Source organism: Aridibaculum aurantiacum (assembly GCF_017355875.1).
Lineage (GTDB): Bacteria > Bacteroidota > Bacteroidia > Chitinophagales > Chitinophagaceae > Segetibacter > Segetibacter aurantiacus.
In genome coordinates this window covers 805,329-827,397 of the sequence record NZ_JAFEWC010000001.1, presented here as the reverse complement: position 1 = coordinate 827,397, position 22,069 = coordinate 805,329, and the positions used below count along the sequence as shown (strand labels likewise).

The 22,069-nt window shown below is 43.1% G+C and carries 14 protein-coding genes; 1 reads left to right on the top strand and 13 read right to left on the bottom strand.

Annotated elements, in window-relative coordinates; all coding sequences use genetic code 11:
- Nucleotides 1-38: 38 nt before the first annotated feature.
- On the top strand, nucleotides 39-941 hold the full coding sequence (locus J4N22_RS03545; protein ID WP_207492328.1) for an AraC family transcriptional regulator: 903 nt from the start codon (nucleotides 39-41) through the stop codon (nucleotides 939-941).
- A 5-nt stretch (nucleotides 942-946) separates the two neighbouring features.
- On the opposite strand, the gene J4N22_RS03540 is transcribed toward J4N22_RS03545, so the two are convergent.
- The 13 genes from J4N22_RS03540 to J4N22_RS03480 form a co-directional block, all read right to left on the bottom strand.
- Nucleotides 947-2,020, bottom strand: a complete 1,074-nt coding sequence (locus tag J4N22_RS03540) for a Gfo/Idh/MocA family protein (RefSeq protein ID WP_207492327.1) — start codon at nucleotides 2,018-2,020, stop codon at nucleotides 947-949.
- 78 nt (nucleotides 2,021-2,098) lie between these two features.
- Complete coding sequence (locus J4N22_RS03535; RefSeq protein ID WP_207492326.1) at nucleotides 2,099-3,151, bottom strand: L-rhamnose/proton symporter RhaT; 1,053 nt, start codon at nucleotides 3,149-3,151, stop codon at nucleotides 2,099-2,101.
- Between the two features lie 24 nt (nucleotides 3,152-3,175).
- Complete coding sequence (locus J4N22_RS03530) at nucleotides 3,176-4,027, bottom strand: amidohydrolase family protein (RefSeq protein ID WP_207492325.1); 852 nt, start codon at nucleotides 4,025-4,027, stop codon at nucleotides 3,176-3,178.
- 63 nt (nucleotides 4,028-4,090) lie between these two features.
- Complete coding sequence (locus J4N22_RS03525) at nucleotides 4,091-5,239, bottom strand: CaiB/BaiF CoA transferase family protein (protein ID WP_207492324.1); 1,149 nt, start codon at nucleotides 5,237-5,239, stop codon at nucleotides 4,091-4,093.
- On the bottom strand, nucleotides 5,208-6,389 hold the full coding sequence (locus J4N22_RS03520; protein WP_207492323.1) for a CaiB/BaiF CoA transferase family protein: 1,182 nt from the start codon (nucleotides 6,387-6,389) through the stop codon (nucleotides 5,208-5,210). The genes J4N22_RS03525 and J4N22_RS03520 overlap by 32 nt, the downstream gene beginning before the upstream one ends.
- The gene (locus tag J4N22_RS03515) at nucleotides 6,386-7,555 is read right to left on the bottom strand and encodes an ABC transporter substrate-binding protein (RefSeq protein ID WP_207492322.1); all 1,170 of its coding nucleotides are present in this window, start codon (nucleotides 7,553-7,555) and stop codon (nucleotides 6,386-6,388) included. Before J4N22_RS03515 ends, J4N22_RS03520 begins: the two co-directional genes overlap by 4 nt.
- Nucleotides 7,556-7,566: 11 nt before the next feature.
- Nucleotides 7,567-8,010: a MaoC family dehydratase gene (locus J4N22_RS03510; RefSeq protein ID WP_207492321.1), complete on the bottom strand. Its 444-nt coding sequence runs from the start codon at nucleotides 8,008-8,010 to the stop codon at nucleotides 7,567-7,569.
- Nucleotides 8,011-8,310: 300 nt separating this feature from the next.
- Nucleotides 8,311-10,584: a glycosyl hydrolase family 95 catalytic domain-containing protein gene (locus tag J4N22_RS03505; RefSeq protein ID WP_207492320.1), complete on the bottom strand. Its 2,274-nt coding sequence runs from the start codon at nucleotides 10,582-10,584 to the stop codon at nucleotides 8,311-8,313.
- Nucleotides 10,585-11,694 (bottom strand): glycosylase, encoded by a 1,110-nt coding sequence (locus J4N22_RS03500; RefSeq protein ID WP_342450919.1) that lies wholly within the window; start codon nucleotides 11,692-11,694, stop codon nucleotides 10,585-10,587.
- A gap of 8 nt (nucleotides 11,695-11,702) precedes the next feature.
- Nucleotides 11,703-14,096, bottom strand: coding sequence for a glycoside hydrolase family 2 TIM barrel-domain containing protein (locus J4N22_RS03495; RefSeq protein ID WP_207492319.1), 2,394 nt, complete (start codon nucleotides 14,094-14,096; stop codon nucleotides 11,703-11,705).
- A 46-nt stretch (nucleotides 14,097-14,142) separates the two neighbouring features.
- Nucleotides 14,143-15,159 (bottom strand): zinc-binding alcohol dehydrogenase family protein, encoded by a 1,017-nt coding sequence (locus J4N22_RS03490; RefSeq protein WP_207492318.1) that lies wholly within the window; start codon nucleotides 15,157-15,159, stop codon nucleotides 14,143-14,145.
- A gap of 296 nt (nucleotides 15,160-15,455) precedes the next feature.
- The gene (locus J4N22_RS03485) at nucleotides 15,456-19,127 is read right to left on the bottom strand and encodes a malectin domain-containing carbohydrate-binding protein (protein ID WP_242692040.1); all 3,672 of its coding nucleotides are present in this window, start codon (nucleotides 19,125-19,127) and stop codon (nucleotides 15,456-15,458) included.
- Nucleotides 19,127-21,961: a glycoside hydrolase family 95 protein gene (locus J4N22_RS03480; RefSeq protein WP_242692039.1), complete on the bottom strand. Its 2,835-nt coding sequence runs from the start codon at nucleotides 21,959-21,961 to the stop codon at nucleotides 19,127-19,129. Before J4N22_RS03480 ends, J4N22_RS03485 begins: the two co-directional genes overlap by 1 nt.
- Between the last annotated feature and the right edge of the window lie 108 nt (nucleotides 21,962-22,069).

Sequence of the window (22,069 nt, the reverse complement as noted above, 5' to 3'; positions counted from 1 at the left end):
ATCTGCACACTCAAGACGTAAAAAACAGGAACAACATTATGGATCAAAAAGGCGGATCGCACAAGAATATATGGTATGGCCTGGGGCGCCAACGGATAGAGATACCTAAACCAGTTTTGAAGTCGCGGGTACTAAATAATGCGCTGCTGAAGCAGCTGTATCTGTGCAGCCTCGGCTATTATCCAAAAGCAGCAGGGCATTACACATCAAGAAAAAAAGGACTACCAGAAAACTTCCTTTTTTACTGCGTGGATGGGAATGGTTGGTACAAAATAGATGATAAGCAATACAACGTAGGACCCAACGAATTTTTTATACTTCCGCGTAATGTTGCGCATGCTTATGGTAGCTCTGTAGATCATCCATGGAGTATCTATTGGATCCACTTTGGCGGCGATCTTTTAGCGCATTTCAATGAGCTGCAAACTGTACAAACACACCTGAAACCATTTCACATAAAGAACAGCAATGACATCCCGATAGCATTCTCAAAGATGTACAAAACGCTTGAATTAGGCTATAGTATCGACAACCTGATGTTTGCCAATATGTGCCTGCTTCACTTCATCACGCTGTTCATCTTCAATTCTAAACATTATGTTATAAGTCCTACAGATAAGACCAATCCTGTAGACCGGGCCATACTATTTATGCAGGAGCACATCAACGATAATATATCGCTAAATGAGTTGAGCCTGCACTTCAACTATTCGCCTTCCCGCTTTTCCAGCCTTTTTAAACATAAGACAGGTTATGCGCCCATTGATTATTTTATACAAATGAAAATGCAGAAGGCTTGCCAGGAACTGGACTTTTCTGATCGATCCATCAAAGAAATAGCACTTACTATGGGCTTTGATGACCCGTACTATTTCTCCCGGCGTTTCTCCAAGGTTATCGGAATGTCGCCAACAAAATATCGGTCGGTAAAAAAGGATTAAGAAGATTATATTTTCTCCAATGGCGTACCGCCCTTTTCACTAGAAGTATAGGCGGCTTCTACACAAGCCATCGTGTAAATGCAATCTTCTACAGAGTTGCACGGCTGTTGTATGGTACCCTCCGCTGCCAGGATTACCTGGGCCATACTACCTATGAAGGCATGAGGAAACCACTTGCCATCTATCTCCAATGTCTTCCAAACAGGTTCGCTTCCCTCTTCCAGCAATACATATTCAAAAACATCAGGTACACCTTCAGGATAAGCCATCAGCAAACCCATCCTGATTTTTATAGCACCTCGAGTGCCTTCAAACATTATATACGACTGCTGGTTGTGTAAACCAAACTGGTGTGTGTGGTTGGTTAATATGTTTGCTCTTATACGATCACCATAATCCAGGATAATATTAGAACGAACTGAAGCCAGTTCATTCATCAATGGATGCTTTATGGTTTTAGCATAAACAGAAGTTGGGTTTCCCATAAAGCTCCTGATCACGTCAACAAAATGAATGCTGTGATAGAGTATCTCTACACGAGGCAGTGAAAAAAGAAAATCCCATTTATGCCATGGCGTATAAACGTTTTCATTCACTTCTATATCCACCAATTCGCCTATCAGTCCTTGCACTATCATATCACGCGCTGCATTAATGAATGGAGCATATCGCAGCTGGAAGTTGACAGCAGCTATCATCTTCTTTTCTCTTGTTATTGCCAATATTCTTTTGGCCTCAGCAAGATCATTACCCATAGGCTTTTGCATAAGTACTGCAGCTCCATGAGGTAACTGTTCCAGTACTTCTACCAAAGCTGATCCGGGCAAAGCAACATCGTAAACGGTATCCGACGAAGCGTGTGCTATCATTTCCTGGAGACTTGAAAAGACTTTTGATATGCCGTGTTTATCAGCTGTTGCTTTTGCCTTCTCTACATTGATGTCGTAAATACCTGCTACCGTAAAGCCTGCCAGTTTATAAGCAGGCAAATGCGCTTCGTTCACTATGCCTCCTGCACCAATAATGTAAATAGGTTTCGAAGTCTTTGGCGAAGGCGAACTGAAGCTAACGTTGATCATATGCAGGAAATAATATGCAATGATAGATTTTTAGAAGTAACCCTTTTGGAATAACCAGCGTATGCTGCTGTAAATCGGCTAATGGGCCGCAGGTACACTGCCTAAATAATTGCCATAAGTAAGTGTGAGTACTGCAGCAATAAGTACCAGCAGCGCAAGCGCCAACACGAATGCTGTTCGCTTTTGCACGCGGCTCCATTCACGCATGAGCAATCCTGCTACTGCACTAAATAATACCAGCATGATCATGTGAATAGCCCAGCTACTAAATTGGTAAGTACCCATTCGCACATGTCCAAGGCCATAGAAGAAAAATTGCCCATACCATAAGAAGCCTGTAAGAATAGCAAGTGCATAATTGAAGGTCAGCAACCGCTGCTTTCCACCACCAACAGAGGTATACTCGTGAGCTGTACGATGTTTTTTATGCAAGTAAAGACAGTAAATGAGTGTAGTAATAAATGCACCTGTATTGGAGAAAATATAGATCACATTTCCTTGCAAGTTTCCTGCGCCATATTTGGCTGCAACATCAGCAATGGGTTGTCCCTGGTCTAATGCAAAACCATAAAATGCAGAGAGCACACCTGCCATTATACTTAACGGTAATCCTTTTGCAAATGAAAAAGAAGTATCGTCCTGTTGGTTTGAAATATCTTTTTCTTTTAGCCTGCCTGCAGAGCCGCACAGTATAATTCCCAGTACTCCTATTGCTATACCATACATGATCCACTCGGCGCCATACCTGCTAACAATAGTATTCAACTCGCCGCGAATAAATGGTGGTAGCAGTGTACCCAGTACACACGATATACCTACAGAAATAGCATATGTAAGTGAAAAGCCTAGATAACGAATAGCAAGACCAAATGCTGTACCTCCAACACCATACGCGGCACCAAGAGCAAAAGATCTTACCATAGCACTGGTTGGCGCTTCGCTAAGTACTTGTGCAATATTGGGAATAGTGATGAGTGCAACAACAATCGGTAACAACAGCCAGCAGATAAAAGCCTGCGCAAGCCAATACGTTTGCCACGACCATCGTACAACTTTCTTTTGCGGCGTATAGCATAGCGCAGCAGACGTTGCCCCGATGGCATGCAGTAGCACTCCTGTAATAACATCCATATAGCAGTATTCGTTTGGGGGTATTTAAATTCTGTAAAAGTCTTTGGCATTGTCGAAGTAGACTTTCCTTAGTTCATCCTCGCTTAGCAGGTTGCTTAGTATATCCTGGTATGCATGCCATGTGTGCGTATAGCTACCGGCTAATAATGAAACAGGCCAGTCGCCTCCGCAGAAGCAGCGATGCGCGCCAAAATGTTGTAAAGCAAAATTGATATAAGGTGCAAGATCGTCCTTCGTCCAGCCGGTGAAGTTACCTGAAGCTGTACAAAGACCAGAAATTTTTGCATAGAAGTTTGGATGTTGTGCAGCTACTGCCATCATTTCACCCCACTCACCATAAAGTTGTTTAGCAGCAATCGGTGGCTGGTTCAGGTGATCAAATACCATCTTCAATCCCGGTACTTTTTCTGCCACCTTTAGTGCAGTTTCAATGTGCCGTGTATTGATACCTACCACATCGTAAGGAAGCCCATAATGCTCCAGTAATTGCAAACTTTCAACAACAGTATGCTGCAACAGCCACTGGTCATCCGCCTCGTTATGTATAAGATGTCGAATGCCCTTGAAGTAAGGGTTTTGCATGTACTTCTCTAAAGCACGCCCTGCATGGTGTGGATCAACCAGCGGCACCCAACCGACTACACCACTTATCCAATCGGTAGTAGATGACACGTGCAGCATCCAGTCTGTATCTTCAAAGTTATTGGCGGCTTGTACCAGTACACCGTGGCTAACACCAGCTTCTGCACGAATGGCAGACAGTTCTTCGATCTTGTATGTACGGTTGAGAATAGATGTATCACCATTCAGCCATTCATATTCTGCATGGTCAAAATCCCAAACATGAACATGGGTATCTATTATAGGTAGCGGCATGGGGGAAGCAATAGTTTCAGCAATGAAAAAGCCCTGCTAATACTCAGTAGCAGGGCTTCAATATTAGGAAATTAATCCAAATTGTTTTTCTATCTGCAGGTTGTGTTCGCCAAGCAGCGGCGCTCCTACTTCAGAAGTAAAGAATTCTCCATCAATACGGATAGGACATCGCGTAGTCTTGATTGACAAGCCATTGCTCGTCTTCACCTTCAACTCCATGTTCAGCGTTTTGTAAGCCATCTCCTGCATCAGGTGTTCGTAGTTCATCACCTTAGCACACCATATGTCTGCCGGCTCTAAGATAGCAAGCCAATGATCAGTGGAATTGGTGGCAAGATGCTGAGCCAACACTTCTTTTATCTCATCGCGCTTGGTAAACCAATCAGCACTGTCCACGTATTTTTTCAACCCAACACAACCAAGCAATTCAGCAAGCGCCAATATATTTCCCATAGCTAAAGAAAGAAAGCCGTCGGTGGTTTTATAGATACCATAGGGAGCAGAAATATACGCGTGCCCATTATTAACCGAACTTCTTACCGGTAGTTGCTTACCATCGTTGTAATAGCAGGTAAGCACTTCGAACTGGAAATCAAGAATGCTTTCCAACATACTCACCTGTACCGAAGATCCTTCGCCTGTCATTGCTTTTTTATAAAGCGCAGCCAATATACCCTGCGCCACATGTGTGCCTGCAAGGATATCTACAACTGCTACACCCATTGGTGTAGGATCGTCCTGGTTATTATTGGTAAGCCACGTAACACCTGATACTGCTTGAAGTAAAAGGTCTTGCCCCGGTAGATCCTTCCAGGGACCTTCCGAGCCATAGCCGGTTACTTCAGCATAAACAATGTTTGGATTGATGGCTTTTACAGTTGCATAATCAAGGCCTATCCGCTCCATTACACCCGGCCTGAAGTTGTGCAGCATAACATCAGCCTTAGCCAATATCTGCTTTACTTTTTCAAGATCATCCTGCTTCTTTAGGTCAGCAGCATAACTCTGCTTGTTACGATTGATAGCGTGAAAAATGGTAGACTCGCCTTCTATCATTATGTCTGATACATACAGCTGCCTGCATATATCACCTGTACCTGGCCGTTCAATTTTTATCACTTGCGCACCCATGTCTGCAAGGCGAAGCGCAGCAGAAGGGCCAGATAAAAACTGGCTAAAATCAACGACTACAATATCCTGCAATGGCTTCATCCTGCGTGTGGTTTAAAATTTCATTCATGATCTTTTCATTATCCTCTCCTAGTTGCGGGGCCGGCCTGTCTGAAAATATTCGCTCTCCGTTAAAACGTATAGGGCATCTTGTTGTAATTATCTTCTTGCCATTTGCTGCATTAAGTGTTTGTTCCATTTGCAGGCAGCGATACGCTTCATGTTCTGTAAGGCGCTTCCAATCCAGTACTTCCATTGCCCACAAATTTTGCGCATGTAGCTTTTCAAGCCAGTAAGCAGAAGAATCGTTGCGCAGGCAATGAGAGATGATCATCTTGATCTCGTCCCGCTTGCAGAAAGCTTCTTCCTGGCTAAATGCTTTGAGCGCTTCGCAATTAATAGCTGTCGCCAATACATCAAGCGAAGCCATTGCAACAGCTATATAACCATCAGTGGTTTTATAAATACCATAAGGAGCACTTAACAATGGATGACCGTTATTGATACCGCTTCGCTTAGGTAAGCGGCCACTTGTATGATAGGTAGTCAGCAATTCAAACTGGAAATCTAGGAGCGACTCCATCAGGCTCAGTTCTATTAAAGCTCCTTTACCTGTCTTTGCACGACGAATAAGAGAACCTAAGATGCCTTGCACTAATTGTGCGCCGCAAAGGCTGTCAGCAATGGCTAATCCAAAGGGAACAGGATCGTGATAATCGTTTCCACTTGTATAGGCTAAACCGGTCAGCGACTGCAGCAACAGGTCTTGTCCTGGCCTGTTTTTCCATGGGCCTTGTTTGCCATAGCCTGTTATTTCGCCATAAACTATTCGCGGGTTGATGGCCTCTACATCTTCATATCCTAAACCTACTTTCTCCATTACACCCGGGCGAAAGTTGTGGATCATTACATCCGCCTTCTTTATCAGCTTTTTTATCAGTATTAGATCATCTGCATCTTTAAGATTTGCAGCAAAGCTTTCTTTGTTCCTGTTGATGGTGTGAAACAACAAACTGCTATCATCAACCCAAAGGTTTTTTATAGCAAGATTACGTCCTGCATCACCTACTTTAGGACGCTCTACTTTTATCACTCTTGCACCCAGGTCGGCAAGTCGCAGTGCGGCCGACGGACCTGACAAATACTGGCTGAAATCCAACACAACCAAACCATCTAATGGCAACTTATTCATATCAGCACAGTTGAATTTTTATTTACAAGGCTCTGCCTGTACATGTCATTTATTTCATTCAAAACTTTAAACGCATCTCCACCATTCTTCAGGTAATTCTGAATAGGATTACCAGCGTGGTCCTGGAAGTGCAGGTAGCCATTGTAGCGCGGTCTTATATAGCCGTTCTGCATGGCAGGAAGCACATTTTTGAAGTAGTTATTTGTTAGCAAATTTGCGGTGTCACTTTCCCATGCTGCACGATGTCCTGGCTGTCCTCCTGTCTCCACATACAGAGTAGACTGGCAACAAGCAGACAACATCATTTCTACAAAGACCAATGCTGCAGCCTTGTTCTGGCTAAAGGCAGAGATCGCAAGACCTGTTCCACCTATTGTACTTCGCAATGGCTTTCCATCCGTAAAATTTACTGTTGTAGTATAGTGCAGCACGTTGCGCGCATATCCTTTCCTTGAATAGTTTGAATAGCCATAAGCAAAAGGACAATACCAGTAGTCATCAGTCATCGACATCAACTCTGCTACTGCAATTGGGTTATGCCCAAACATATCCTTATCCACCAGGCTATACAGTTCACGCATTGTTTCCAGCGCCTTCATGCCAGTTGAATAATCAATCACCTGCTCTTCATTAGCAAAAGGCTCTTTACCGTGTGCTATGCAGAACATGTAAAAATTCATCAGCAGGTCTATAGGTATAGCAGGCACTGCTACTTTACCCTTGCGGGCAAGATCCAGCACTTCGTTCCATGTTGTTGGAACCTGTACGTCGTTCTTCTTAAGTAGGTCTGCACGATAACTGGCAACCGGTGTAGCAGCATCAATAGCCAAAGCCCACTGGTGGCCACCATAGTTATAGCTCTCGTGTGATCCACCCACCGAATTATTCAACTGGTCTTGTAAAAAATCAGCAGATAAATATTTATCGAGCGGAAGTACACAGCCTGTTGCTGCTGCACATCCTACCCATGGATGATCGATGATCAGCAGGTCATAGTGTTCAGTTAGTCGTTCAATTGGATAATCAGCAAACTCCTGCAGGGTTCGCTTTTTCCAGCGAAACTCTACATCCGGATATATTTCTGAAAAACGCTGGGATACAGCAAGCAATGGACTAATGCCACGACTGTGATTCCATGTGATCCCATTCAATATGGTTTTAGCCATCGCTAAAAGTTTTATGGATTCTTTTTTTGACTAAGCAGGATGTGCTCGCACAGCATCACCAAATCGCCATCCTGGTTAAAGGTCTCCACCAGTTCGGTAATGAGGCCATAGCCGGGCTTCTTGTGATCCTTTTTGTCTTTGATGGTCACCTTCACTGTGATGGTGTCACCAATGAATACGGGTTTGATAAAACGAAGACGTTCATAGCCATAGGTCATAGCTACATCATTAATGATGTCTGCAGTCTTACCTATTGCTATGCTAAAGATGAGTGTACCATGGGCAATCCTCTTTTTAAAAGGTTGTGTCTTGCACCATTCTTCGTCCATATGATGTGGGAAAAAGTCACCTGTTTGACCAGCGTGAATAACGATATCAGTCTCGGTTATAGTTCTTCCGATGGTCTCGCGTACGTCACCGAGTCCAAATTCTTCAAAAAATTTTTGCTGTATCATATGGCTGTTTCCTGCAATCTATAGAAAGATAAAATTCGAGCTAAAACACTCCATTTGCAATGGACTATTTAAAAAACTTAATGGATAATCTTACTAAAGAGCAGGCAGGTATTTTAAGCAAAATGAGTAGTTGAATGATACCAGCTTTAGTAGTTGTAGCAGCATCGTTGCGTCGCAATCACTTCGTCGGCAAAGCGTTGTTCAGCCAAGTGAAGAGAGGCCAATACTGTAATGGGATCTGCATCACTTAAAATGTGTAGTTGCGGTCAATATCACTCTTCTTCAGCTACACCTGTAACGCTAGAAGCTAAGAACAACTACACCATCTTTTTTGAAACATAGCTCTACAAAATCACCCGGCATTTTTGAAACATAAACCCTTTTGGATGAAGCAACAGTATAGTTGCTAGCAGGTAGCTTAAGCCTGGTTGTTCCTCCTTTCTCTGAATATATTTTCACCTCCTTCACCTTACCATCTTTCATGGTAGCACTTACCAGGTAAGCACCCTCAGCACGAAGCGTAGTGAAGGAAGTGTTTTTCCATGATGAAGGAATAGCAGGAAAAACTTCGATGAAGCCAGCATAGCTCTGCAGCAGCATATCCTGCAGTCCTGATGCAAAGGCGAAGTTGCCTTCAAGAGTAAAGGGGCGGTAGGTACGCTTGCTATATCCTGATTTTGTCTGGTCGCCATTAACATGAAAGCTGTTGACAGAGGTAAAAGCCTTTGCAAAAATCTCTAAAGCCTTTACAGCACCTTCGCCATCTTTTGCCCGTGCTTTCATATTTGCCATCCATGAATAAGAGTAGCCGTTCCAGTTCTCACCACCCAGCTTATCTAACTTAGCTATGGTGTTTTTGATGATCGTCCTCGATTTCTCTCCATCTTCCCACTTTATCAAACCCAGCGGGTGTATAGCCATAGCATGGCTAAAGTGCCGATGCGATTCGTTGTAATCGTATGCAGGCGCATACATCAACTCGTTATTTGCATTCAGCTCATAATTTCTAAATTCCGACAATATCTTACGGTACCTGTCAGCCTCAGAAGGTTGCTTTAGCTCTGTAGCCATTTCAGCCGCTGATGCAAATACAAACTTTATCAGGAAGAGGTCGTAGTTAGTTGTTTTGGTAAACCATGCATTGATCGCATTGTTATTGATCTCCGGGCTGGAGCTTATTGGCAGTTCGCGAAAGCCGTCTGTCTTCTTCTCTGTTATTCCTTCAAAGTATTTAGCTACTTCTCTAAACCATGGGTATGCCTTGTCCTTCAGAAACTTTTTATCGTTGCTATACTTCCACTGCAGGTAGTAGTGATGAGCCAGCCAACCCGAAACTGTAGGCGATAAAGCATATTGTATCCATCCGCCCATTTCTGTTCCATTCAATGTGCTTACACCCGGTACATTGATACCATCGTTACCAAAGTATAGCTTCGTATAACGCTTGTAATTATCCTTGTTGTCTTCTAAATGATTGATGAATGACATGGCCTCATCTAAATGATTGCCGCTATAGGCTGGCCAGTAACTCATCTCTGTATTCAGATCGTGGTGGTAATCTCCTTTCCACGGTGGCAGGCGACCATTATCTGCGGTCCATACACCTTGCAACAAAATAGGAGGAGCATTTTTCCTGGCAGTAGCTCCAAACTTGTATTGCTCGCGGTAATACTGCGTCTCCAGGTTTTCATCAGGAATACTGATAGAGGACTTACTCCAGAAATCCTTCCACCAGTTTGCATGAGTGGTTAGGTCCTTATTATACGTTCTTTTAAAAGCTTGTTGTACATACTTGGAAGCAGGTTTATTCTGCTTGTAATAATTGGAGGACACACTCCATACACCTTCAACAGTGGTAGCATCTAGCTGCTTCCATTCAACTACAATTTGGTATTCAAATCCATTCCATCCCAGCTGAATATAAGTGATGGAGTTGTTGCCTTTGGTTATCGTTCCTTCGGCGTAACCAAGCTTCGCCGGGTCGTTGCTCTTTAGAGAATCCAAAGGCAATCCTTTGGTGTTTTTATAACCAGGCGTTTTTATCTCAGGAACAAATGAAGCTGTAACATTTTCAAATCTGAACCAGCCAACAGGCTCCGTAGCGTGAACAAAAGTTTTCATCACTACTCCGTTCTTCCACTTTACTTCGGCCACTGCATTCGTAAGTGACAAGTGTACTCTTTCAGCTTCGCCCCAGTCCTTACTTTCAAATTCCAAAGCACCTCCCGATATCTTTGAAGGCGCGGCTTCACGGTCGTAGGGTGCATCAAAATATTTTTGAACAACAGCATAGTCATTCTTCTTTACCTGCTCATGCACCCATGCATAGCTAAACTCCGGGCGGTGTAAACCTTTCATCGGTCGTTCATCCCAAAGATCAGAACGATCTAAGGCAAAGCGAAGACGTCCGTCCTTTTGCCATATAATAGCACCTACCATTCCATTACCTAATGGAATGCCTTCATCCCATGACTTAGCCAAAGAAGTAAAATGTAGATCGTGCTTGCCTGAAGGCTGAGCGAAAGCAGCAACAGTAAACAGCAGTAACGAGCAGAACTGAATGAGATACTTCATCTATTGTTTTGAATTGAACTGTAGTTCACTTTTACCAAGATCTTTTGAAGTTGCTACAGCAATACCACGCTGATCTTTTTTGTTCACTGCATTGTAAAAATGATATACAACACCATTATGTTTCACCACGTAAGATTTGTGTGCAAACTTGCTATCATACTCTTCTGTTGAATTGATGAGATCAGCACCATTCCAATCAGTCCAGTTCACTAAATCGTATGAACATGCAAAGCGGTTGAATGCATCTTTACGGCCTTCCCAAAAAGCACCAAAATAAAACATCACCCAAACATCATTTATCTTCTGGATATAAGGATCACCTGTAATACCCATTTTATGGTGAACAACCGGTTCAGCATTAAAACGCTTCCAGTTGACCATATCGTTCGATACAGCCATACCAATGCGTTCGTACCATCTTGTCTTTAGATTGTTAGCCGCAGTATCTCCATTGGCATTATAATACATCACGAATGGGTAACCAGTCGTTTTGTTCTTATCGCGAATGATGGTGCTTTTAAATTGCTTCTTGTTTTCCCACCAGCGAACGTCCTTATCATTTGAAGTTAGTATAGGCGCTGGCAGTCTATTCCACTCATGCGGTTTTGTAGGATCTTTTTTTGTGTAAGCCATTCCCAATGAAAGTAATCCCGCTTCGTATCCGCTGGCATTACCGCCAAAGTAGCTCATCCAATGTTTCCTGTCATACTTCTGCCACTTGTAGCTACCGCCCCACTTATGATCTTGCAAGGCGATATACCCGGCACGCTGACTTGCATCCCACTTGGTAGTATCATTATCAAATGACATCAGCTTACCCAACTTTGTCCAGTTCAACAAGTCGTCGCTTTTGGCGAGGTAGGTTTCATAACCGCGGCCATCAAACGTGATATACGTCATGTACCACTTACCATCTTTTCTAAAGACAGAAGGACAATCTAATTTTTTTGAATCATCTTCTGGCACTAGTACCATTCCGTATTTATGAGGTGTCTTTATCTCTTCATACACCTGTTGCATTACATTTTGCGGCACTTGCTTTTGTGCTTGTGCAAGCATGGTGATGCAACTAATACCAATGGCTGTCGTTAATCTTACAATATTCTTCACGCGATAAATTATTTAGCTGTGATGGCAACAGTTGCTACCGGCAATCCAGCAGCGGTTGCTTTCAGGTTGATTGTTCCTGCCTTACCATTAGATTTAATGATCACCTGGCATCTTCCCTGCCAGGTAGTACGTTGAGGCTTTGTAAGGCTTTCAAGACTTTTTGGATTTGCATTGGCAACACCTACAATGGTTGCCGGGCCATCAACGGTGAACTTAACCAGCTCTTCAGCATTGGGTAAGCGTACACCATTTGCATCCACTACTTCTACGGTTATATAACTTAGGTCATCTGCTTTATTAATAACCGTACGATCTGCAGTAAGCTTCAATTTTGCAGCGTTGCCTGCTGTTCTCAATACCGACGAAGTAACCTGCTTATTATTGGTATATCCCACTGCTTTCAATTCTCCTTTAGCATAAGGAACATTGAAATTAGCCGTGTATTTATTGGAGCGGTTGGTTGGCTTTCTTCCAAGTGACTTGTTATTTAAAAACAACTCGACTTCATCAGCAGAAGAAAAGACAGACACATCAAGCGTAGAGTCTTCGTAACCTGGGAAGGTCCAGTTAGCAACTACATCATGCCAGTGCCAGCGTGCCCATGTCTCCAGTTTTTCATTCCATTCTGCAAAGGTTGGTTTAGGTGGTTTCACAAATACAGAAACCTTATCCTTCATCCACAAAGCATCACGGTAATGCGACTGCGGACGTTTCCATCCACAAACATCTATATCGCCACAGTAAGCAAGGTTCCAGGGAAAGAAATTTTTGTTTTGCGGGTAACCCAACCATCCAATGCTTGCTTCACCTATATAATCAAAAGAGGTCCAGACAAAATCGCCAATAACCCAAGGCATGTCTACCACATCCATCCAATAATCATATGCGTCAAGCGCAAAACTTTCAGCTCCGTACATCACGCGATTTGGAAACTTTTCATGATCACCTTCATAACTGGCCTCAGCATAATTATAACCAGCCACATCAAGCGCTGCTAGGAAAGCCTCAGGATTTTGATCGATACCATTTACGCCTGCAGTTACTGGCCTGGTGGTATCTAATGTTTTTACATAATCAGAAAGCTTCTTGGCAACAGCTGCCACTTCAGGCTTACCGCGGTTAGGTATTTCATTGCCTGTACTCCACATTATAATTGATGGATGGTTGCGATCTCTGTAGATCATACTCTGCAGATCCCGTTGCCACCAATCTTCAAAATACAGGTGGTAGTCCTGCCTGTTCTTTCTTTCATTCCATGTATCAAATGCTTCGTCTATAACCAACATTCCAAGGCGATCGCACACTTCTAAAAAATAAGGCGAAGGAGGATTGTGTGAAGTACGTATAGCGTTATATCCACTTGCTTTTAGCAGTTCAACCTTACGTTCTTCTGCCCTGTCGTAAGCCTTTGCTCCCAGCGCACCATTATCATGATGTACGCATCCGCCTTTCAGTTTTACAGTCTTCCCATTCAACTGGAAACCATTTACAGCATCAAAGCTTATGGTGCGAATACCGAAAGGTGTTGTGACAACATCCGCCAGTTGATTGTTATTATAAACCTCAGTAACGGCTGTATATAAAGCAGGAGCTTCCAGCGACCAAAGCTTTGGAGCAGTCACATTTATATCCTGGCTTAGTTCAAAAACATTATTGGCAGCTATGGTTTGTTGGGAAGTTTTCCGCGCCTTCTCTACACCCTTGCCATCTTTAACAATGGTCACCAATTTTATGGATGCAGGCTTCGCAGTTTCATTCTGCACTTTGGTTTTTACATTGACTGTTGCACCTGCTTTGGTAACCTTGGGTGTAGTTACAAATGTGCCCCATTGCGCTACATGCACAGGTTGTAGATAGTTCAACCACACATGACGATAGATACCAGAGCCGGAATACCAGCGGCTGTTCCTGCCCTCATTCTTAACCTGCACTGCAATTACATTCGTACCATTTGGATCGATATGATCGGTAAGATCATAGGCAAATGAAGTGTAACCGTAAGGATGATTACCTAGGTGATGACCATTGATCCAGAAGTCAGCATTCATATAAACACCATCAAATTGCACCACTACCCTCTTGCCTTTTTGTGCTGCAGGAATGGTGAAAGACTTTCTATACCAACCGGTACCGCCCACAGTAAAACCACCACTCACGCCGCTAATAGCATCTGCACTAAAAGGTGAGTTTGTCCCTGGTATATCTTCAATGCTCCAATCGTGAGGCAGGTCAAGCTTTCTCCACCCGGCATCATTGAAACTACTTAGTCGTGCAGCAGTATCATTACCTAAATAGAAGCGCCAGTCTTTATCGAAGAGGATGTTTCTTGATGAAGTTTGTGCACTGGCAGTACATGCTAAAACAAGAATGAATAAGAGTGAGAATTGTAACCTGGTATTCATGATAACAATACTAGTTGATAAAGGCGGATTAAGTTGATGAAAAACGTTAAGATAACTCGACCATTGCTTTGATAACACCGGTCTCTGGTTTTAACCAGCTTGCAAAATCTGCTTTTACCTGGCTGAAAGGAACACGATGGGTGATATAGTTTGTCGGATTAACCAATCCTTGCTTCATCGAAGCAATTACATGTTCAAAGTCTTCTCTTGTAGCATTGCGGCTACTCATCAGCGTTGCTTCTCTTTTATGAAATTCAGGATGAGAGATAGTGATCTCGTTCTTTTGCAGGCCCACCATCACATACCGTGCGCCGTGCGCCATATATTGAAATCCGTTATTGATAGCTTTCAAATTTCCTGTTGCATCAATCACAACCGTTGGCATATCTCCGTTTGTTATATCCTTCAGTTGCTGCATTGCATCTCCCTGCAATGGATTGATGGTATGCGGTACCTGCAACTTCTCTTTACAAAAAGCAAGGCGCTGATCGTTGATGTCCATTACAATTACTTTCCCTCCTGCTATGCGTGCAAACTCTGCAATACCCAAACCAATAGGACCGGCGCCTACTACCAACACAAATTCACCTTCACGTACACCAGCTCGACGTACACCATGCGCACCAATTGCCAGTGGTTCTACAAGGGCCAGTTCATCATAACTCAGTCCTTCGCCATGTAGCAAAGAATAAGATGGAACTGAAAGATATTCCACAAAGCCACCGTGCATATGCACGCCACATACCTTGATATTTGCACAACAGTTAGGAAGACCTGAGCGGCATGCAATACATTCACCGCAATTGAAGTAAGGGATGAAAGAAACCCTTTCGCCTACCTCAAACCCTGGTGCATCATCAAACTCTACCAGTTCACCAGCCAACTCATGACCCAATATGCGTGGATATTCAAAAAAAGGTTGTGTGCCTTCGTATGCATGAAGGTCGGTACCACAGATACCCACTCGTTTTATTTTGATGATAGCATGACCTTTTTGTAGTTCAGGCCTCACACCTTCTTCGTAATCAAATTGACCCGGACGGGTACATACTAATGTTTTCATTATCGTTATATATGTCTGTTAAGTTATTTTCCAACACATAGGTTCATAGGTATATAGAACACATACTTTTCAATTATTTTTTTTATGTTCCCCTATGTCTCTATGTGTTATATCTTTTTCTAACACATAGGGTTCATAGGAACATAATACACATAGGCTTTCAATTGTTCTATCCTATGTTCTCTATCAATCTATGTCTCTATGTGTTTATATTCTTTACTAACACCTAGTTTTCATTTATTTTATCCTAATGTTCCTTATCAACCTATATCTCTATGTGTTTGAATGCTTCTATTCTACTGCACATCTAATGCATTTACACTTAGTCCAACTGCAGTTGGTGCAGTCAAGCGCACTTTATAATGCCCTGCATTGACCTGGCTGCCGGTACCACTGTTGATATAGTTATTTTTAGTTGGTCTTGTTGGTGTGAACTCTACGCCTTCTTCTCTCATCACTGTCCCATCTGCCTGCAAGAATTGCAGATGTCCTTTCATCACTTCATTCGTAGGGTTGTTGTAGGAGATAGTGAATGAGTATGTATCGGCCACACCGGTACTAATATTCCATTCGATCACATTAGCAGGTGATGCCTTTTCAAAGATTGCACGATCCTTTCCATCTACCTGTCCTTTTTTGAGTGAAGGACCAAGCAAGGTTGCATTGAAAGCTTTATAGCTGGTCACAGGCTTCAGATCATACGCAGGCTCTATAGCCGATGCAGGAACAGCCATGAAAAGATAATCGGCTCCTTTAGCAGGAACTACAACCGCATTGTTTGCTATTCGTTTTTTGAAAACCGTGTAAGCGTTCGCGGTGGTTTTGATTTCCGTTTTTGTTTGTTCAAAATTCTTCAGCCATGATGTATCCGTACTATTAGCAGGAATTCCAATATAAACATCTGCATCACTTTCTAATCGTATTTCTGATGGCACAGCTTGTCCTTTACCTGTTTTGATCCATTGTGCTCCAAAAACATCTGGTGGTAATGCAGTAAATCTTTCTTCACTATTGGCATACACCTGTTGACCTTCGTCCAACCAATCCATTATGACAGGCTGAGAAGCACTTGTTGTTTTACCTACAGTAAACAATTCCTGAGGTGAAGGAGCCGCCTTCACATTCTTATCCAATGAGGCAATGGCAATTGCTGAAATAACTGCTTGTCCCGCAGCTACACGAGGAAATGAGATCGTGAGCATTCCACCTTTCACTGTTGCCTTTACTGTTTTTTTTATTGCCGCATCATGACCTGCTTCTTTCCATAGATCTACATCTTTTAGAATTGTTTTGTCATTGAATGCAACATCAAACAGTCTGCTTCCTGCTGCATTCAATCCACCACCTGTACCCAGCCATGGTTCTATAAAATATAGCTCAACTAAATACTCCCCATCTTTCACAGGAAAATGATAATTCAGCTTGTCTCTGCCATACCTGAAAGTTTGGAATAAGTTCCAATCTCTGGTTCCTTTTATTGGATCATGTGTTCTGCGCTGGCTACCAAAGAATGGTGGATAACCTGCATATTGATCAGTCCATGAAGTGGAGCCCCATGTAGTTGGTTGTGTGTTGGATGCTTGAGGTTCTAAAGCACGATCAGCTAACCAAGTGTTTCCGTGCTCATCTTTATAACCAGGGCCACCGGCATTAACACGATAAACATAATTGTAGCCATTAGCAGGCTTTGTTACTGGTCGGGCATCTTTATAAAAAGCATTAAAGTTTGGCGACTGTGGAAGATGGTTTAAAACAATATAATCGGCAGCTACTTCCTTGCCATTTACATAACCTACAGCATACAATACATTGTAGTTGATATCAACACCATCCCAGGTAAAATGTGTTCCTACACCATTCTTTTTTCTCTTGCCTAACGACTTTGAACGAACATCATTGAACAACTCTACTTCATCACAATTGGAGTACACAACAATACCGTCTTTCTTACCCGTTGTTGTCCACCTGTTAGGCCAGGTGTGCGAAGCAATGTATACCATCGGTTCTTTATCCTTAGGTGCATAGTTGGAGCGGTACATATAGTATACATCTAACGGCTCTTCCCATGGCGTAAGCAAACCTTTATAATTAACCGGGCCAATTCTATCCAGTTCACGGAAACCTTCACCACCCTGTACACGACCGGGATTATCATGTGAAGTAAATATCCAATGGTAATGACCGGCAGCACTGTCTTTTACTGATTCAGCCAATCGGACTTTCATCTCCATCAGCTGTGTCATACGGTCTTCACTGTATACACCATTCTGCTGAAACTGTCCTTCTGTATGAAGATCGAGCGTGCGCCATGCACCATACTCTCCAATCAGTACCTGGCGCTTTACATCCTCATTATAAGTAGCAGGATTACCGCCATAAGTACCTGTCCAGTTTTGAGGTACGTCCCAATCAGTACCGGTGCCGCCATTACAGGTGGTGACCAGTCTTTGTTCTGAAGCAGTTGGATCTAACTGGCGTATCAATTCTGTACATTCTCTTGCAAAATCTGTTGGCAGCTTGCTTTCATTTTGCAGTCCCCACATTACGTTAGATGGACTATTGCGACGTTCCTTTACCCACTCTGTCAATAGTTGTTTAAAGTTCTTCCTGAAGTCTGGATTATCATACCAGACATGAGCGCCCATCTGTGTCCACCATAGCCAGCCTTGCGCATCCCAATAGTTTTGATATCGCAGGTTATGTGGATGGTGTGCATCTCTGAAAGCATTGAAACCAGCAGCTTTCATTAATTGAACCCTTGAAGCAATCTGCTCTGCTGTAAATGCATGGCTGTTGCCTAATAAGTGTTCATACTCTGCAGTACCATTAATGAAAACAGGCTTACCATTCAATAAGAATTGATTGCTCTTGCCTTTCTCATGCTGCCAGTCTATCCAGCGGATGCCGTATGGCGTTGTTAGCTTGTCCACTACCTTCCCGTTGTCTACTACTTCAGTTGTTAGTGAATATAGATAAGGATCTTCCAATGACCAGAGATGCGGGTGATTGATGATTGCAGGTGTTTGCTTAACAGTAGCTACACTGCCTGCAGCAATGGTTTGTTTACTTTGAGCAGTTACTACAATTGTACCTTTCTTATCAACCAACCTGTTGATGATAGTGATAGTTTTAGGCTTGTTGCTATAGTTCTTTAATTCAGTATTGTAGTGTAATTGTGCAGCCTTTTCTGAAATTGTATGATCGTTCCAGACATGCACACCAAATGGTTCAATACGTATGGGATTGGTAATGACCAGGTGTACAGGACGAAAAATACCCATAGGCTGAGAACCTTCAGAGAAACCTCTCTCATCGCTGCAGCCACCACATACCCATGGAAGGTCTTTGATGTTGGCAGGATGATCGGCACGAACAGCTAAAAGATTAGGTTGGTTATTGAGCTTGATAGCATCTGTAACATCTAGTGTAAATGTTGTTCTTCCACCAGGGTGATAGCCTACTTGCTTTCCATTGAGCCATACAGTTGCATAAGAACCTACTCCTTCAAAAAACAGGAAGTATCTTTTACCTGCAGGTTGTGGTGTTACCTTGAAGTTCTTTCTATACCATGCATAGCCATGCCTGTTGCCATGACGCATTCTCCTGTAACCATGATAATCGTCCCAGTTGTGTGGTACATCTACCTGTTTCCAGTCTTTTGTTTTATAAGATGTTTGCTCAAAACCATCATAGGCTTGCTTGTTGTCATCGTGAGCAACAGAATGCCAACCTTTATTTAAAGAAACTTCTATTCGTTGTGTTTGCCCGGATAGCCACAAAGACACGAAGGCGCAAAGGAGCGCAAAGACTTTGAATACAGAGGTCTTTTGAATTATTACCAACATGGCTGAATAAACTTGTTGCTGCACAAGTGTGCGACCCCGCAAGAGTGACGGGGCAGGCAGCAACGACTGCTTCATCGTATTACTACTGCTGGTACCATAATATTTGTTCTTACTTACGCTCATTACAACACCTCCAGGCTACTGTTTAGTTTATATGTTTTTCCTTTCTCTGTTTTGAATGTTACTGTTTTGCCTGCATAACGCAACACGGCATCGTTACCTGCATTAGATAACAGTTCAGCGTGCTGCAGTTTACCGTTGCTCCATGTAAGGTTGAGTTCGAAGCCGCCTCTTGCACGGATGCCTTTTACTTCGCCGGTTTTTAAGGCTGAAGGCAGTGCAGGTAACAAATCAATATACTGGGTGTGACTTTGCACCAGTAATTCACCTACACCGGCAGCACCACCAAAATTGCCATCGATCTGGAACGGCGGGTGTGCATCGAAAAGATTGGTGTAAGAGCCGGCGCCACCGCGGTCGGCAGGACTAAGCAACATCTGGATAAGCTTGTATGCATGGTCGCCATCTTTAAAGCGAGCCCAAAGATTGATCTTCCAGCCAAGGCTCCATCCGGTGGCAGCATCACCACGATATAGGAGCGACTGGCGTGCAGCCTTCATCATCTTTTCGTTTGCATCAAAATTGATCTCGTTGCCAGGATACACTGCCCACAAATGTGATACGTGACGGTGCTTGTTGTTTGGATCATCCACATCCTGCAACCACTCCTGCAACTGGCCATGTTTACCAATTTGATTAGGGGCCAACTGCTGTGCCTTTTGCGCTAATGTTGTTCTTAATTCTTTATCTGTATTTAAAATTTCAGAAGCTTCTGCTACAGCTTTAAATAAAGAGCGAATAATCTGGTGATCCATGGTTGGACCAGCTACCAATCCACCATGTTCCGGTGAGTTGGAAGGTGTACTGATCAACCAACCTGTCTTTGGATCTTTCACCAAAAAGTCGTTGAAGAACAAAGCAGACTGCTTCATGATAGGATAAGCCTTGTTGCGTAAAAATTCTTTGTCTTGGGTGAACAGGTAATGCTCCCATAAGTGCTGGCTTACCCATGCACCACCTGTTACCCAAATACCATGGTTGGATGCATTGATTGGTGCTGTACCACGCCATAGATCCGTGTTGTGATGCAGTACCCAACCCTTGGTGTTATAATGCTCTTTAGCTGTTTGCCTGCCTGCTTCGGCCAGCTCTTCTACCATCTTAAAGAAAGGTTCATGCAGCGGTGAAAGGTTCAGCAACTCAGCCGGCCAGTAGTTCATTTCTGCATTAATGTTGGTGGTGTACTTGCTGCCCCATGGCGGTGTCAGCAAGTCGTTCCAAATGCCTTGCAGGTTTGCAGGACGGGTTCCCGGACGAGAACTTGAAATCAACAGATACCTTCCATATTGTGTGTACAAAGCAACAAAGTCCGGATCAGAAGATGAAGCAAACTGCTGCAACCTTACATCTGTTGGAATATTATCTTTTGTGCTCTTACCAAAGTTGATGGAGAAAGTATTGAAGTACTTCTGGTACTCATTTGTATGCGCAGCTTTTACTTGCTCATAGTTCTTCCCTTTCATTGTTTGCAACGAACGCTTCACAATTGCGGAAGGATTTGCCGTTACACTTTTATAGTTTTTGAAACTGGTACCTGCTGCTATGTAAAGGGTTACTTCATCAGCATCACGTACTACAATTTTATCTCCTTCTACACGAGCAGTTCCTTTGGTGGTAACCACCTGCATTTGGCTTTCACCTTTCAGCGCTCCATTACGAACCTGCACATTCAACCCAAGTGTTTGATCATCGATCTTTTTTGTTGATGATAATTTATGCGGGCTATTTAATAACGCATCAAAATTTACCTTGCCTGCTTTGTTTGCCTTTACATGAATAACAATTACCTGGTTAGGCTGGCTGGCAAAATATTCACGGGTATAATCAACACCATCTAACGTATAGCTTGTACGTACAACAGCGTTGTTTAGATCAAGTTCGCGCTTGTAATTGGTAGCATTTGCAACACCTGCAAAGTTTAAGTACACATCACCAAAAGGTTGATAATCTGCCTGGAAACGAGCCACTGGTGGCGGGTTATCATTTTGAACAAAGAACTTCCAATTCTTCACCAGCGACAGCTTGCTCTTTTCGTCACCTGCAGGATAGATTCCAATATGTCTTGAAGTGTCTTTATAGCCAGCTATTCCGCCTTTATCAAAGAAGTTCAACACCTGTACTGCAATTGTGTTCTTGCCAGTCGTTAAAACATCTGCTGGTATGGTATAACGTCTTGCATCGCCACCTGACTTTTGGCCTACCAGCTTGCCATTTACATACGTATAATCCTGATCACGTATCCTGTTCAGGTCAAGCACCAGGTTCTTACCCTTCCATGCTCCAGGAAGTTCAAAAGTTGTTCTAAACCAAAGCGCACCATCTAATCCTTCGTAGCCTACAGTTTCCCAACCTTCGTATGTTGGCACGAGTATCTCTTTCCATTTGCTGTCATCAAAACCTGGTAACGCAGGATTACCTTTCAATCCTTTCAATGCAGCCATGTCTTTTATCCACTCATCGCGCTTGCCTTCGTTACTCTTCAATCCCATGAAGTGCTCTTCGGCCAGCTTCTCTGCTTCATCCTGCTTTCCCTCTGCAACCAGCTGCCTTAGTACCGGTAGATATTTATGCGCTCCCTTGCGGTGATAGTCGCGTGGCTCACCCGTCCAAAGTGTTTCTTCATTAAACTGTATTCTATCCTTTTCCAATCCGCCAAAAATCATAGCACCCAGTCGACCATTGCCGATCGGTAATGCATCTGTCCACTTAACTGCCGGCTTATTGTACCACAACTTCAGCTCTTGCTGTTGGCTGTAGCCGGCAACCACCAATAAGGTGAATAATATCGATATCGTTGCTTTTTGTATCATCAATTGTTGATCGTTCAGTTTATTCAATATGTGGCCAGCTTATGTAATTCTATTGAACATTGTTGTGTCACTCACTTGTACTGGAAGTACTTTATGGAACTGCTTGAACCACCAAGACACTAAGTACACCAAGTA